The sequence below is a fragment of the Citrobacter sp. B72 genome, assembly GCF_016894305.1.
Taxonomy (GTDB): domain Bacteria; phylum Pseudomonadota; class Gammaproteobacteria; order Enterobacterales; family Enterobacteriaceae; genus Citrobacter; species Citrobacter portucalensis.
Genome location: NZ_CP069801.1, coordinates 2,601,529 through 2,615,918, shown reverse-complemented (window position 1 = coordinate 2,615,918; position 14,390 = coordinate 2,601,529). Strand labels below are relative to the sequence as shown.

Sequence of the window (14,390 nt, the reverse complement as noted above, 5' to 3'; positions counted from 1 at the left end):
CACACAGATACACAAGGATGTGCCTGTTAGTGCTCTACCCGATAAGTCAGTGATGATGGAAGTGGGGGTTGTGGCTCAACCAAAAGAAAACAGGAATAATGCCGACACGGATCCTTTTGATTACCATCTTCCAGAGAAAAATGAGGATATTGTTTGGAAAATCGTCTGTTCAACACCTGGCTCAACCGTTGGGGGCTCACTCCAGATGGTGAACCGTTTGAAACTCACACATCGCAGCTTTTGCCTGTGGTGGTGGTCAAGAACGGTCAGAAAGCCATACTAAAGATCACCGACGATGACAGTGAACGGATCGGCTGTGAACTCATGGTCTGGTGGAACGGAAATGGCGCAGCGAAAGTACTTGCTCATGCAGTAGGGGCGATTCTGCTGGAACGTGCGACAGGGACAGGGTCTTTAGCGGACATGTCCTGGACTGGCAACGATGCGCAGGCCTGTCGCATTATTTGCCATGCTGCCAGTAGACTCCATCTCTCCCGAAATGCGTCTACGCCTGCGTTAACACCTCTGCACCATTGGTTTCGCGATCTGGCGCCTGCCGCGAAAAAGCATGGCGGTATCCTGACGCGTTGTGATTCGGTGGCAAACGTACTGCTATCTTCACCCCATGATGAAGTCGTATTACATGGCGATCTACACCACGGCAATATTCTTGATTTCGGAACGAGAGGATGGCTGGCTATCGATCCCAAAGGGCTGGTGGGCGAGCGTGGCTTTGATTATGCCAATATCTTTACTAACCCCGATCTTGCCGAACCTACCAGACCTGTCGCCATTGAGCCGGAAATATTCACGCAACGAGTCAACATTGTGTCTGAAATCGCCAGAATTGAACGGCAGCGTTTACTGATGTGGATTGTTGCCTGGTGTGGGTTGTCGTCCGTCTGGTTTCTGCAAGAGGGTGACAGCGCAACGGTACCTCTGCGTATTGCGGAGCTAGCGATGGCAGAACTTGCTTCAGGTGGTAATCAATTTTGATCTACGACACTGGGTTAGTAATTCTTAAGAGTTATCATTAGCCTGGTAAACGTTGTATTAATCAATCAATGAACGGCGGTGTGGTGTGTTGTTGAGCGAAAATTTGACAGGCCGGAAACAATGAACGCATTGTTTTCATTATTAAAAAAACGCCCGAATATTCTTTTGTTGATGGTCTTACTCATCGGGGCAAACATCGTAGCGTGGCTGTGGGCTTTCACCGCGTTTCGCAACAACACTTCCTTACTGGCACTGAGTCTGATTGCGTGGTGCTATGGTTTGCGCCATGCCGTTGATGCCGATCATATCGCCGCGATAGACAGCGCGACGCGTAAACTCATGCAGCAGAAAAAACGTGCTCTGACAACGGGGGCCTGGTTTTCTCTGGGACACTCTACCATTGTGGTGCTGGCCAGCATTGGCATTGCGTTAACTACCAGCGTGTTTAAGCAACATATGGCATGGTTTCAGAATGTCGGCGGTCTGATAGGAACTACGGTTTCTGCCGTATTTTTGCTGATTCTGGCTACCATCAATCTCATTATTTTCTGCCAGGTCTGGAAGGCATTCCGCCATCTTAAACGCACCGGTACTTACGATGGCACCACGGAAGACATTACAGTTTCAGGCCCCCTAAACTGGCTTTTCCGCTCAGCGTTTCGGCTGGTAGGTAAAGACTGGCATATGTATTTTGTCGGCTTTCTGTTTGGTCTGGGTTTTGATACCGCCACTGAAATTTCTCTGCTGGGAATTTCTGCTTCAAGCGCGTCCAGCGGCATGTCAGTTTGGTCAATTCTCGTATTCCCGGCACTGTTTACCTGCGGTATGGCGTTAATTGATTGTCTCGACAGTATTCTGATGGTTGAGGCCTACGGATGGGCGTTCAATAAGCCGCAACGTAAGCTCTATTACAATATGACCATTACCAGGACTTCCGTGATTGTTGCGCTATTTATTGGCGGGCTGGAGGCGCTGGGACTTCTCTCTGACGCGTTTTCGCTTCAGGGGGGGTTGTGGGATACCGTCAGCAATTTGAGTGACCATATGGGGAATGTTGGTTTTGCGATTATTGGCGTCTTTATCGGCTGCTGGATTATCTCCGCCGTAAACTACCGTTGGAAAAAATACGACGGACTGACGTCTAGTTAGTTAGCTATCAATAATAGGGTTAAATAATATTAAGTGACAGTGTAACGCCAGATAATTAATAGGGCCGATCAAAGTGACCGGCCCGGTTGGATTACTTCTGCGGCTCGTCGTCCCAGGCGTGCGGTGCGAACAGATAACCTTTGTTGCGTACCGTTTTGATTCGATAGGGTTCAGTCGCGTTATCGAGCAGTTTTTTGCGTAACCGGGAAATCGCGACATCAACGCTGCGATCCATACCGTCATAACTTACGCCGCGCAGGTTCTTTAGCAACGCATCACGGTCCATAATCTGCCCGGCATGGGTTGCCAACTCCCACAGTAATTCAAAATCAGCGGTGGAAAGAGAGATTTGCTCGCCGCCGAGCAGCACGGAGCGGTTGGTGGGATCGATAGTGAGTGTGCCAAAGCGCAGCGTTGTGTGCGGAGTGATGGTTGCCGCTTGAATGCCTTTAGACTGTGCTGAGTGTTCATTCTGGCGCAGGTGCAGGCGCAGACGAGCCAGCAGTACAGCTGGCGGCGTTGTCTTCAGAATGTAGTCACAGGCACCCATTTCCAGCGCCAGGATATGGTTCATGTCGCTGTCCAGCGAGGTGAGCAGGACAATCGGGCCTTGCCAGCGTCCGCGTAAATCGCGGCAGATAGTCATCCCGTCTTTGCCCGGCAGCATGATATCTAATAACACCAGATCGGGTTGAACATGCAGGATTTTCTCCTCGGCCAAATCACCACGAGGTTCAAGGATAACCTCAATATCATGCCGGGCCAGATAGGCTGCAATCAGTGAGCCAACTTCGGGATCATCTTCAACAAATACGATGGTGTTCATATCATTCATTTTGAATATAAAACGCCAACATACACCGCCCCGGTTTTTCCTTCCATTAATCTTTTCTAAACAAGAACGCTTCCGTTATGCTAGAGGCTGATGTTATTGATGTGTTAAGGCAGAGTGATGGGACTCGTTATAAAAGCGGCGCTAGGTGCGCTGGTGGTGGTGTTGATAGGTTTGCTGGCGAAAACAAAGAATTACTATATTGCTGGATTAATTCCACTGTTCCCGACGTTTGCGTTGATTGCCCACTACATCGTGGCCAGTGAGCGTGGGATCGAGGCGTTACGAACAACCATTGTATTCAGTATGTGGTCGATTATTCCCTATTTTGTCTACCTTGTTTCACTGTGGTATTTCACCGGGTTTATGCGCTTACCCATCGCGCTCGGCGGTGCAGTAGTGTGCTGGAGCCTGAGCGCGTGGTTGCTGATCTTTTGTTGGATCAAACTGCACTAACGCAGATGACGCCCGCCATCAAGGGCAAAACTACGTCCGGTGACAAAACAACTGGTTAGTAGGTAGTCAATTAAATCAATGACCTCTTTTTCACCAGGCGCGGTTTTCATCAGTGATTTGTTTAGTGCCTGCTGGCGATACTCTGCATCGTCGCCCTCGTTAAACAGGATAAGTGAGGGGGCAATCGCGTTCACTTTCACTTCCGGTGCCAGTTTGCGCGCGAACGAGCGGGTCATATTATCCAGCGCCGCTTTGCTGGCAGCATAAGCAATGTGTTTGTCGCTGCCACGCTCCACAACATAATCCGTAAAATGGATGATGTCGCTGGCTGCGTGCCCATGACCGCGTAGCAATCCTTCCAGCGCGTGGTTGAGCAGGTAGGGCGTATTGACGTGGATCTGCATCATGCGTGACAGTACTTCGCTGAGCGGTGTGCCGGGTTTTTCGGCGACCCAGGCGCTGGCATTGTGCACAATGGCGCGCAAGCCATCCGTCTGTGCTTTGACCTCATCAGCAAAGGCCAGCACGCCTTCATCCGTGGAAAAGTCAGCCGGGATACAAATCGCGCCCGCTTCTCGCAGGCCGTCAATGGCAGGATAGTGAGTTCGGTAGCTGACGATAACTGGCTGTTTTTGGTTCAGAAAGTGCCATGCGACAGCGAGGCCGATACGACGACCACCTCCGGTGATAAGAATTGGCAAAGGAGGTTTTTTACCCATTGTTATACTCAGGCTCCATTAAAAACAGCATTTTACAAGAGAAAGGGTGTAAGTGGTGTATGAAACATTGGTGATCAGTGCAAACTCATTTGTACACAGTAGCACACAGGAATAAAGTTGTTGGGGTTTGTTACAGCATCCTGATTTTGCGGTGAGCACATTTTAGTCGGGCTATAGTTGAAGGAGTAATAGAGAGAGGGGGATTAACGTAATAGAATGATTAGTCATTAAAAAAGGGAACCAGAAAACAGGCTCCCCATTGTAGCTACGTTTTCCTAAGCTCTCTCAGTTTATCCATTATTTTATTGAATTCTTCTGTGAACTTTCTGCGATCTCTTTCTTCTGCTTCTTGTAGAATACGTTCTGCTTCAATCCTTCTTGCTTCAATCAATCTTTGTTCTCGTTCTTTAATCTGAATCTTCAATCTCTGTTCAAATTCTGATATGTCGATAGAAGCAACAATCACCGGATTCTCTAGGAGTTGGTAGAGTGGGGAAAATAAATCTGAATACTGATCTACAGCGTCTTCTGGCGGTGGTGAACGATAGAAGGTTAAACCTTTTCTCCATCGTGATAGTTGTGCATAGTTCAGCTTAGGTTTCTTGCCTGTGTCTTCATACGCCTCTTTCACAGCATCTAATACAGCGGCAGGTTTTACGTCCTTGCTTATCTTTAACGCTTCTTTCATTCGGCGTTCTTGTGGCTGTGTGCTGTCTCCGAGTAAGATCAGATTTACGTTCTTCATTGTCTACCCTTAAATGATTAAGGAAGCATGATAATACACACAGCCTCTTGTGTTCAATCTGATGGCTTCCAATTAGGAAAGATAGCTATCATCATCTCTATTGCTTTCTGTTTTGCCCGTGTTGCGGCCTTCTCTGCAAAAGCTTTTAGTTCAGCTTGTGATTCTTCTTCGATACGTTCGACGATACCCGCAAAAATGGCTTTCTGATTGTCCTCAGAAGCGATAGAAGCAATAACCTGATTTTGTTGCTGTGACGCTCTCAGTTCCGCTGTGAGACGGGCAACTTCTTCCTTTAGCTTTTCTTCTGTGCTCTTACTGGGGGACTGCTGAAATCTTGCGGGAATTTCTCCGAGATCATCGGCGAAAAACTTGTTTAACCATCGCTCTTGTAAACGGCAGCCAGCAGATGCATTTAACCATTTGAGGAAAAAACGGAGATTTACATGACCTTCTTTTACAGCAAGGCGTAGCTTTTCTAATTCAATACCACGCTGAACAGAGACACCTGCTTCATTGTTTGGCTTCTTGAATGGTTCAAGATCAATAAGTTTTAGAAAATCTGCTGCTGTTAAAACTGACATAATTATTTCCTCTAAAAAGGCTGGATTGCTCCAGCCTCATTTAGTTTAGATATTCCAATACAAGATGACACTATCACCGAGTTTATCGTTATACACGGTAGTCGCTGGAGTGGCTGGGGTAATCGTTGATGCTGGAACAACGTGAACCACGACAGGAGGATTTACAGGCGTCGCAGGAGTCAGAGGAGTTACGGGTACAACGTGTACGACAACAGGAGTTGGTTGTGGCGGAGTGATATCGGTGATTGTTTTCACTTCACCCGTTTTCAGATTTTCTGCCTTCTCTGCATAGTGACTAGGGCCATATGCCCCAACAGTTGCTATGCCAAGTGAGTTGACTGAAGTTTCGATTGCATAACCATCTTCTTTAGCTACGCCCTTAGAGAAACCATACCCAACAGTCTCATTTCCAACATAACCACGAAGGTGAGTGATTGTGAGATCACCTTCTTTCACCATAACGTTATGAGTACGCATGGTTGGTGCAATCACTGTTGATGCTACACGAGTCAGGTCAGCATTTTTGAGCGCGTGGGTAGTTTTCACTGCGTTGGATACATCGTTGTATGCAGTGACTGTACCAATAGCCTCATCACCTTCTTTAGTGCCGTGAATCGACAGGCCGCCAACGCCTTCAACATAGCTATGATCGGAGAAATGCGTTACATCACCGTTCGTCACGTCAACGGTGTGGGAACGCATTTCAGGCGACACAACAGTTGATGCTGTTTTGGTCACACCATCACGAGTAACTGTTGAGGTACGAACCACACCTGTTTCTTGACTGATTGTGGTTGTCGCAGAATATTGTTCATTAACACCGTTGTAGGCAATGTTTTTAGTGACGACACCATCTTTCACACTGATGGAACGAGTCGTGTTATCTGCAATGGGGTGATCGCTCATATTGATGGAGCCTTTAGAGAATCCTGTGAAGCCACCACCTGCATTCATGCGCTCCGCAAAGTGACCACCAAACGAATGACCACTAAAAGCATGACCAATGTTACCACCATGGCCATGGCCACCAAAATTGTGACCGCCCATACCTCCATGGCCACCGTGACCATGAGCAAAAGCAGACATAGGAAGAACTATTAATACTGCAACCACTGATTTCTTAAACATTTTAAAACTCCATTTAGGATTAATAGGGGGTGTCATCATTAATTCTTTGTTTATCATTTTGTTTGTCCCTCAATGACTAAATGCTGCCGATTACATAATTAATCGATGCAGTAACAGCTATTAATAAACCTTTTTTATTTCCGACATAATTGACGAGGGGAGTGTAGCTGGTGGGACCAGCGCACGGGTTGCATTATCATCAAACACAAATATCAACACAACTGCATGATAAACTCAACACAACATAAAGCACAAATAGTTAATTGTGTGATGATTAATTGTCCTTTTGTTTGTCCATGTATTATGATGTATGTGTGTTCGTGAGGTATTTCTTTTTTATCTTTTATCAATATGAAAAGTGAACAAAAAATTGAGAAGGTTATGATGTGTTTCTGTATGTTATGTTGTGATTCATAAGAAGATAAAGCAGGTGATTGTGACTGACTGTTGCGCCGTAAAGCAGTTTGCGATTGTGAAGTGTAGAAAGAATAACTCGAACTCAATAGGGGGGGATCACACCTTGTGATGAATCATCATCTGGAGAGCTGTGATAAGCGCTTCACACGCAACAACAAATAGTGTGGGGGCAAGCATGAAGGGAGAGCGAGAGCGATTATTTTCGATTAATCAGCGTTAACCATGATATCCCGATAATCCTTTATCAGGATATTCATAGTCTGATATTTTCCGAAGCCAGCGATGGGTATAACGTTAGCCTATCAGCATCCAGGTAGCTGGCACAGCAGCAACAAGCAACAGGCCGATCAGCGCCATCTCCTGGCGTTTTAATACGTTTTCATGCGTGTGCGTTTTACGGGCATAAAGGAAAACCAGCAGCCCTGGCGCATACAACACTACAGACAGCAGCAGATGCATCGGACCTGACGCATACAATAACCAGATGCCATAAATACTCGCGCCGATACCGACAGCCTTATGAATCGGACGGGTGGCAATTTTTAACAGAAATGCGCCGACCAGCAAATAGGGCACCAGAATCATCTCTGAGGCGATTGTCAGTAACGTATTGTAGTCGGAGCCTGTGAGCCAGATTAGCACAAGGCAGATTTGTACACAGATGTTGGTTAGCCACAGCGATGCCGATGGCGCACCCTGTGTATTCTGTCGTGCAAAAATACGCGGAAACGCTTTGTGCGTGGAGGCGAGGAACGGCACTTCTGCAGCCATAATCGTCCAGCTTAAATAGGCACCGCACACGGAAACAATCAGACCCGCGGCAATAATAATTTCGCCCCATGGCCCCATCATTTTAACCATCAGACCGGCCATTGATGGATTGCGGATCTCTGCCAGTTCTGGCCGCGCGACAACGCCGAGGGATAGCAGGGTGACTAACAGGTAAACGCCCAGTGCGGCGAGTACAGCTAACAGCGTGGCGCGCCCAACATCGCGTTTATTTCTGGCGCGGGCAGATACCACCACCGCACCTTCCACACCAATGAAAACCCACAGGGTGATGAGCATGGTGTTTTTGACCTGCTCCCAGACAGGCACGCCCAACGCGACGCCGGTAAAATCGAGAGTAAAGGTGTCGAGCTTAAACAGCATGAACGCCAGCACGATAAAGAGGCCTAGCGGCAGTAGTTTTGCCAGAGTAGCGACCAGGTTAATGCTGGCCGCGGTTTGTACTCCCCGCAACACCAGAAAATGGACTATCCATAACAGTACCGATGCGCCGACAATCGACTGCCAGGTATTACCGTCGCCGAACAGACGTAATTCCGGTGTGTCGGTAAAGAAACTGAGCGCAGAGAAGACGATGACCAGATACGAAACGTTAGCGATAACAGCGCACAGCCAGTATCCCCACGCAGAGCAGAAGCCAATCAACTCGCCGAAACCTTCACGTGCATAGGTGAAGATACCGCCGTCCAGTTCAGGACGGATACGCGTCAGGATCAGCATGGCAAAGGCGAGCAAAAGAATACCCGCACCGGTAATCGCCCAACCAATCAGTAATGCAGCCGGGCTGGCTACTGCCGCCATATTTTGTGGCAGGCTGAAAACGCCAGCGCCGAGCATTGAGCTTAAAACCAGCGCGGTCAGTGCGCTCAGACCCAATTTCTTTTCCATTTGTATCCAGTTACAAAAACGAGAGTGAGAGAATAATTATTTTGGCAAACCGCATAAAAATGGTGAAAGCCACTAAGGCGCGGGATTTTACGGAGAGAAGAGAACGCATGCAATGGGGATAGAGAGATTTGTGACTAATAGTGTGAAAAGTTGTCTTAATACTGCTGTTTTTGTTTTGTCTGGAAACAGAACTGCGCGAAATTATCAGGTCTACAAGGACTGTAGACCTGATAAGGCATTGGGTATTACTTATACAGATCGGCGCTGATCGTCACGTTGTTACCACGTTCTGACCACTGGCGGGTAATGTGATAGTACTTCGCGCCTTTCTTCGCTGCGCGTTTTGCTACCTGATAAGAGACTTCCGTCATGTTGCCGTAGTTACCGGTGAACTTGATGCTGTCGAACGGTACCATCATGGCGGCGGTCGCTTTGTTCAGCTCTTCAACCTTGGTTCCGTCCGGCAACGTGACAGTGTAACGTCCGCCTTTGGTGGATTGCGTTTCGAAGAAGCGGCCAACTTCAGCACTCGGAGAAGCGGTAGTTGCTACGCCCGGGATCTCAACTTTCTTCGCGGCTTCGCCACCTGCTGCTAATGCGGCACGACCAGCATCTGAATCTGCTGGGATCGCATCAGGGCTTTGTACAATGCGTTTTTTAGCATCAGCTTTATAGATGAATGCAGTAATACGCTGGTTGCCGCCCTGGTTGGCATCGACCTGACGCACGATATAGAAGGAGTAAGCACCTTTCTCTTTCGCTGCTTTGGTGATGGCATCGTTTACTTCAGGCTGGCTACGGTAGAAACCTTGCACTGTAACGGTGTCGTAAGGTTCTATCAGAACGGCCTGATCTTTTGGCAATTCCATAACGCCGTTAATGACACGGTTTTTTGACGCTTCCGCTTTTTCAGCGTCGGCTTTATAGACGTCGGCAACAACGCGCCAGTTACCGCCGCTGCCAAAATCTGAGGTATCAACAACATAAAAGGAGGCTGCACCGTCTTTATCTGCACGGCGCGAAACGGCAGCAACCGCATCACCGATAGCATTAAAACGACCGGTGACCACAATGCGGTCATAGGGTTTCAGGGCAGCCGCTTGCTCCGGCGTCAATTCTGTCGCTGCATTTACAGAAAAAGCAGTCGCAGAAATTAGTGCGGACGCCAGGAGAGTGTTCTTAAGCTTCATAAAAATAATCCTTCGCCTTGCGCAAACCAGGTACTGGTATTGTTATTGACTAGAAACGTCGCTGATTATTGCATTTAAATTGTGTCAGTGTCTGCGTCATTTTTCACTCATCGTGTCACGTTAGGTAACAACAGCGATAACATTTTGTGATATGCCGAAAATTTCGGCGTTTGGTGACCAAAACTGATAAAGCAGTTGAATTTCATAAGTTAATTTAATGTTAATCAATTGTTTTTGGCAGGTAGGTAATCATGTTTTGCCGCTTCGCTTGAGCGAATTATCAGCCTTTGCGGGTTATTTTAGGGCATTTTATCTGTCTGAGGTTCGATTCATCTCTATTTTGCGAATTTCATAATAAATACTGTTTTTTGGCGCTAGATCACAGGCGTCATTTTCAGTAGGTTATACAGAGTTTGTTACTGTTTTATTTTATTGAGGTAACACTGACCTCTCTCGAGAGTGCGCGCATGCCTCGTGCGAACATTGATAAACCATCATCATAATTACAGATGGAAGGGAACATTATGCGAATTGGCATACCAAGAGAACGGTTAACCAATGAAACCCGCGTTGCAGCCACGCCGAAGACGGTTGAGCAGCTGCTTAAACTGGGTTTCAGCGTCGCGGTTGAAAGCGGTGCAGGTCAACTGGCGAGTTTTGACGATAAGGCGTTTGTACAAGCAGGCGCAGAAATTGTTGATGAAAATGCAGTCTGGCAGTCAGAGATCATCCTGAAGGTCAATGCGCCGGAGGAGGTGGAAATTCCGTTACTCAATCCGGGCACGACGCTGGTGAGTTTTCTTTGGCCCGCGCAAAACCCTGAGCTGCTGCAAAAACTTGCAGAGCGTAACGTGACCGTTATGGCGATGGACTCCGTGCCGCGTATTTCGCGCGCACAGTCGCTGGATGCCTTAAGCTCGATGGCGAACATCGCCGGGTATCGCGCTATTGTTGAAGCTGCACATGAATTCGGTCGCTTCTTCACCGGCCAGATCACCGCCGCAGGCAAGGTTCCACCTGCCAAGGTCATGGTGATTGGTGCGGGTGTGGCAGGTCTTGCGGCGATCGGTGCGGCAAACAGCCTGGGTGCTATTGTGCGTGCTTTTGATACCCGTCCGGAAGTGAAGGAACAAGTGCAGAGTATGGGCGCAGAGTTCCTTGAACTGGACTTTAAAGAAGAAGCGGGCAGCGGCGATGGCTATGCCAAAGTGATGTCCGAAGCGTTCATCAAAGCCGAAATGGAACTCTTCGCCGCGCAGGCGAAAGACGTCGACATTATCGTTACCACTGCGCTGATCCCGGGCAAACCGGCCCCGAAACTGATCACCCGTGAAATGGTCGATTCGATGAAAGCGGGCAGCGTAATTGTCGATCTTGCCGCGCAAAACGGCGGTAACTGCGAATATACCGTACCTAATCAGGTGACCACCACCGAGAACGGGGTGAAGGTTATCGGCTATACCGATCTGCCTGGCCGTTTGCCAACGCAATCTTCCCAGTTGTACGGCACGAACCTCGTCAACCTGCTCAAACTGTTGTGCAAAGAGAAAGACGGCAATATCACCGTCGATTTTGACGACGTGGTTGTGCGTGGTGTCACGGTGGTTCGCGAGGGTGAAATCACCTGGCCTGCGCCGCCTATCCAGGTTTCTGCTCAGCCGCAGGCTGCGCCAAAAGCTGCACCTGCTCCGAAAGAAGAGAAAAAGCCTGTCTCTCCGTGGCGCAAATATGCGCTGATGGCGCTGGTAGTGATTTTGTTTGGCTGGCTCGCCGACGTCGCGCCGAAAGAGTTCCTTGGTCACTTTACGGTGTTCGCGCTTTCCTGCGTGGTGGGTTACTACGTGGTCTGGAATGTGTCACATGCGTTGCATACTCCGCTGATGTCTGTGACTAACGCCATCTCGGGGATTATCGTGGTTGGGGCGTTATTGCAAATTGGCCAGGGTGGCTGGGTGAGTTTCCTGAGCTTTATCGCGGTGCTTATTGCCAGCATTAATATTTTCGGTGGCTTCACCGTGACTCAGCGCATGCTGAAAATGTTCCGGAAAAACTAAGGGGTAACATATGTCTGGAGGATTAGTTACAGCTGCATACATTGTTGCCGCGATCCTGTTTATTTTTAGTCTGGCGGGGCTTTCGAAACACGAAACCTCTCAGCAGGGTAACAACTACGGCATCGCCGGGATGGCGATTGCGCTGATTGCTACGATTTTTGGTCCGGATACCGGCAACGTTGCGTGGATCCTGGTAGCGATGATCATCGGCGGCGCGATTGGTATTCGTCTGGCGAAGAAAGTCGAAATGACCGAGATGCCGGAGCTGGTGGCGATTCTGCACAGCTTCGTCGGTCTGGCTGCGGTACTGGTGGGTTTCAACAGCTACCTGTATCACGATACGGGCCTGGAACCGATTCTGGTGAACATTCACCTGACGGAAGTGTTCCTGGGTATCTTCATCGGTGCGGTGACCTTTACCGGTTCTGTGGTGGCTTTTGGCAAACTGCGCGGCAAGATCTCCTCTAAACCGCTGATGCTGCCGAATCGTCACAAAATGAACCTGGCGGCGCTGGTTGTTTCTTTCCTGCTGCTGGTGGTGTTTGTTCGTACCGAAAGCGTGGGCCTGCAGGTTCTGGCGCTGCTGGTGATGACCATTATTGCACTGGCTTTTGGCTGGCATCTGGTGGCGTCCATCGGCGGTGCGGATATGCCGGTTGTCGTTTCAATGCTTAACTCCTATTCAGGTTGGGCGGCGGCAGCGGCGGGCTTTATGCTGAGCAACGATCTGCTGATCGTTACCGGTGCGCTGGTAGGTTCGAGCGGTGCGATCCTGTCTTACATTATGTGTAAGGCAATGAACCGTTCGTTCATCAGCGTTATTGCGGGCGGCTTCGGTTCTGACGGTTCTTCTACCGGGTCTGATGAAGAAGTTGGCGAACATCGTGAGATTACTGCGGAAGACACAGCAGAAATGCTGAAGAACTCGCACTCCGTGATCATCACCCCAGGCTACGGCATGGCAGTGGCTCAGGCACAGTATCCGGTCGCGGAAATCACTGAGAAACTGCGCGCGCGCGGCATCAAAGTGCGTTTTGGTATTCACCCGGTAGCAGGGCGCTTGCCAGGTCATATGAACGTGCTGCTGGCGGAAGCCAAAGTCCCTTATGACATCGTGCTGGAAATGGATGAGATCAACGATGATTTCGCCGATACTGATACCGTGCTGGTCATTGGTGCCAACGACACGGTAAACCCAGCAGCGCAGGATGACCCGCGCAGCCCGATCGCCGGCATGCCGGTGCTGGAAGTGTGGAAAGCGCAGAACGTAATTGTGTTCAAACGTTCAATGAACACCGGCTATGCAGGTGTGCAGAACCCGCTGTTCTTTAAAGATAACACCCATATGCTGTTTGGCGATGCCAAAGCCAGCGTGGATGCGATCCTGAAAGCGTTGTAATTGCCAGTAAAAGTAAGACGGCCTCTGCGGAGGCCGTTTTTTTAAACATCCAGTTTACGCTGGGTGATCCATTCCACACGAGCCGGATCGCGATGCGAGAAGAACGCACTGGTTCCGCTGTCCATCGCGGCAATTTGCGTCATATCTTCCGCCGTTAGGGCAAAGTCCAGCACCTGAATATTCTCGGCCATCCGCGTTTTACGCACGGTTTTCGCCAGCGAAATAATCCCACGTTGATAAATCCAACGCAGCACGACTTGACCAACGCTTTTGCCATATTTTTCACCAATAGCCGCTAAGACTGGGTTCTGAAACAGGTCATTGCGTCCTTCAGCGAACGGTGCCCAGGCTTGCGGTTGAATATTCCGGCTCTGCATCCAGGCCACGGCATGCGGCTGCTGATGAAAAGGATTCACCTCAATCTGGTTAACGGCTGGAATAATGCGATTGAAAGCGATTAAATCCGCCAGACGATCCGGATGAAAGTTACTCACGCCAATCGCGCGGATTTTCCCTTCTTCATATAATTCTTCCATCGCGCGCCAGGCACCGTGTACATCGCCATAGGGCTGATGAATCAAATAAAGGTCAATATAATCCAGTTGAAGCCGTTGCAGAGAACGTGCGAATTGCGCCTTTGCGCCCGCATAGTTGGTATCCTGTAACCACAGTTTGGTAGTCACAAAAAGCGCCTCGCGGGGGACTCCGCTTTGCTTAAGAGCATTGCCGACCTGAGTTTCATTCTGGTAGGAGGCAGCGGTATCAATCAGGCGATATCCTGTATCAATGGCATCCCGTACGGCTTGCTCACATTCGCTGGCATCAGTCATTTGATAAACGCCAAATCCGAGCAGGGGCATCTCAACACCGTTATTCAGAACTGTTGTATTCATTGGGTTCTCCTGAGCATCATCGTTGCATTGGCTGCAGATTAGCAAATCTGTGTTGATACGATTAGTCTGTGAAATTCGCATGGACCTATGAGTAGAATTCATTTCTGAAAGGTAATTGTTGGAACTCAGTCACAAAATATGACGCATATGATTT

The 14,390-nt window shown here is 49.0% G+C and carries 13 protein-coding genes; 5 read left to right on the top strand and 8 right to left on the bottom strand.

From position 1 onward, the window contains the following. Positions 1-153: 153 nt before the first annotated feature. Entirely contained in the window at positions 154-996 is an 843-nt protein-coding gene (locus JQN59_RS12465; protein WP_149607204.1) for an aminoglycoside phosphotransferase family protein, read from the top strand. A gap of 120 nt (positions 997-1,116) precedes the next feature. Next, complete coding sequence (locus tag JQN59_RS12460) at positions 1,117-2,145, top strand: HoxN/HupN/NixA family nickel/cobalt transporter (RefSeq protein WP_149607205.1); 1,029 nt, start codon at positions 1,117-1,119, stop codon at positions 2,143-2,145. Between the two features lie 91 nt (positions 2,146-2,236). Here JQN59_RS12460 and rstA read toward each other — a convergent pair whose 3' ends face one another. Next, on the bottom strand, positions 2,237-2,980 hold the full coding sequence (gene rstA / locus JQN59_RS12455) for a two-component system response regulator RstA (RefSeq protein WP_003832842.1): 744 nt from the start codon (positions 2,978-2,980) through the stop codon (positions 2,237-2,239). 117 nt (positions 2,981-3,097) lie between these two features. Here rstA and JQN59_RS12450 point away from each other — a divergent pair, with 117 nt between their 5' ends. After that, positions 3,098-3,433 carry a GlpM family protein gene (locus JQN59_RS12450; RefSeq protein ID WP_008784705.1) on the top strand — a complete coding sequence of 112 codons (336 nt, stop codon included), beginning with the start codon at positions 3,098-3,100 and terminating at the stop codon, positions 3,431-3,433. Here the strand turns inward: JQN59_RS12450 and folM are convergent. The 6 genes from folM to ydgH all read right to left on the bottom strand — a co-directional run bounded on the left by folM (position 3,430) and on the right by ydgH (position 9,890). Then, complete coding sequence (gene folM / locus JQN59_RS12445; protein WP_048214244.1) at positions 3,430-4,152, bottom strand: dihydromonapterin reductase; 723 nt, start codon at positions 4,150-4,152, stop codon at positions 3,430-3,432. The two genes, JQN59_RS12450 and folM, sit on opposite strands and share 4 nt — an antisense overlap. Positions 4,153-4,417: 265 nt before the next feature. Continuing rightward, the gene (locus JQN59_RS12440; RefSeq protein ID WP_048214243.1) at positions 4,418-4,897 is read right to left on the bottom strand and encodes a hypothetical protein; all 480 of its coding nucleotides are present in this window, start codon (positions 4,895-4,897) and stop codon (positions 4,418-4,420) included. Positions 4,898-4,950: 53 nt separating this feature from the next. Then, positions 4,951-5,478 carry a hypothetical protein gene (locus tag JQN59_RS12435; RefSeq protein ID WP_048214242.1) on the bottom strand — a complete coding sequence of 176 codons (528 nt, stop codon included), beginning with the start codon at positions 5,476-5,478 and terminating at the stop codon, positions 4,951-4,953. 45 nt (positions 5,479-5,523) lie between these two features. Then, on the bottom strand, positions 5,524-6,663 hold the full coding sequence (locus JQN59_RS12430; protein ID WP_149607206.1) for a hypothetical protein: 1,140 nt from the start codon (positions 6,661-6,663) through the stop codon (positions 5,524-5,526). Positions 6,664-7,317: 654 nt separating this feature from the next. After that, positions 7,318-8,700 carry an amino acid permease gene (locus JQN59_RS12425; protein ID WP_149607207.1) on the bottom strand — a complete coding sequence of 461 codons (1,383 nt, stop codon included), beginning with the start codon at positions 8,698-8,700 and terminating at the stop codon, positions 7,318-7,320. A 245-nt stretch (positions 8,701-8,945) separates the two neighbouring features. Then, positions 8,946-9,890, bottom strand: a complete 945-nt coding sequence (ydgH, locus tag JQN59_RS12420; protein ID WP_003832856.1) for a DUF1471 family protein YdgH — start codon at positions 9,888-9,890, stop codon at positions 8,946-8,948. Between the two features lie 524 nt (positions 9,891-10,414). Between ydgH and pntA the strand changes: the two genes are divergently transcribed. Next, positions 10,415-11,944: a Re/Si-specific NAD(P)(+) transhydrogenase subunit alpha gene (gene pntA / locus JQN59_RS12415; RefSeq protein WP_149607208.1), complete on the top strand. Its 1,530-nt coding sequence runs from the start codon at positions 10,415-10,417 to the stop codon at positions 11,942-11,944. A 10-nt stretch (positions 11,945-11,954) separates the two neighbouring features. Further along, positions 11,955-13,343, top strand: coding sequence for a Re/Si-specific NAD(P)(+) transhydrogenase subunit beta (gene pntB / locus JQN59_RS12410; protein WP_071446485.1), 1,389 nt, complete (start codon positions 11,955-11,957; stop codon positions 13,341-13,343). Positions 13,344-13,384: 41 nt separating this feature from the next. On the opposite strand, the gene JQN59_RS12405 is transcribed toward pntB, so the two are convergent. Further along, on the bottom strand, positions 13,385-14,236 hold the full coding sequence (locus tag JQN59_RS12405; protein ID WP_149607209.1) for an aldo/keto reductase: 852 nt from the start codon (positions 14,234-14,236) through the stop codon (positions 13,385-13,387). Positions 14,237-14,390 lie beyond the last annotated feature (154 nt).

Coding starts and splice junctions, on each gene's coding strand:
- JQN59_RS12460 (WP_149607205.1), top strand. CDS start 1,117: ATGAACGCATTGTTTTCATTATTAAAAAAACGCCCGAATATTCTTTTG.
- rstA (WP_003832842.1), bottom strand. CDS start 2,980: ATGAATGATATGAACACCATCGTATTTGTTGAAGATGATCCCGAAGTT.
- JQN59_RS12450 (WP_008784705.1), top strand. CDS start 3,098: ATGGGACTCGTTATAAAAGCGGCGCTAGGTGCGCTGGTGGTGGTGTTG.
- folM (WP_048214244.1), bottom strand. CDS start 4,152: ATGGGTAAAAAACCTCCTTTGCCAATTCTTATCACCGGAGGTGGTCGT.
- JQN59_RS12440 (WP_048214243.1), bottom strand. CDS start 4,897: ATGAAGAACGTAAATCTGATCTTACTCGGAGACAGCACACAGCCACAA.
- JQN59_RS12435 (WP_048214242.1), bottom strand. CDS start 5,478: ATGTCAGTTTTAACAGCAGCAGATTTTCTAAAACTTATTGATCTTGAA.
- JQN59_RS12430 (WP_149607206.1), bottom strand. CDS start 6,663: ATGATAAACAAAGAATTAATGATGACACCCCCTATTAATCCTAAATGG.
- JQN59_RS12425 (WP_149607207.1), bottom strand. CDS start 8,700: ATGGAAAAGAAATTGGGTCTGAGCGCACTGACCGCGCTGGTTTTAAGC.
- ydgH (WP_003832856.1), bottom strand. CDS start 9,890: ATGAAGCTTAAGAACACTCTCCTGGCGTCCGCACTAATTTCTGCGACT.
- pntA (WP_149607208.1), top strand. CDS start 10,415: ATGCGAATTGGCATACCAAGAGAACGGTTAACCAATGAAACCCGCGTT.
- pntB (WP_071446485.1), top strand. CDS start 11,955: ATGTCTGGAGGATTAGTTACAGCTGCATACATTGTTGCCGCGATCCTG.
- JQN59_RS12405 (WP_149607209.1), bottom strand. CDS start 14,236: ATGAATACAACAGTTCTGAATAACGGTGTTGAGATGCCCCTGCTCGGA.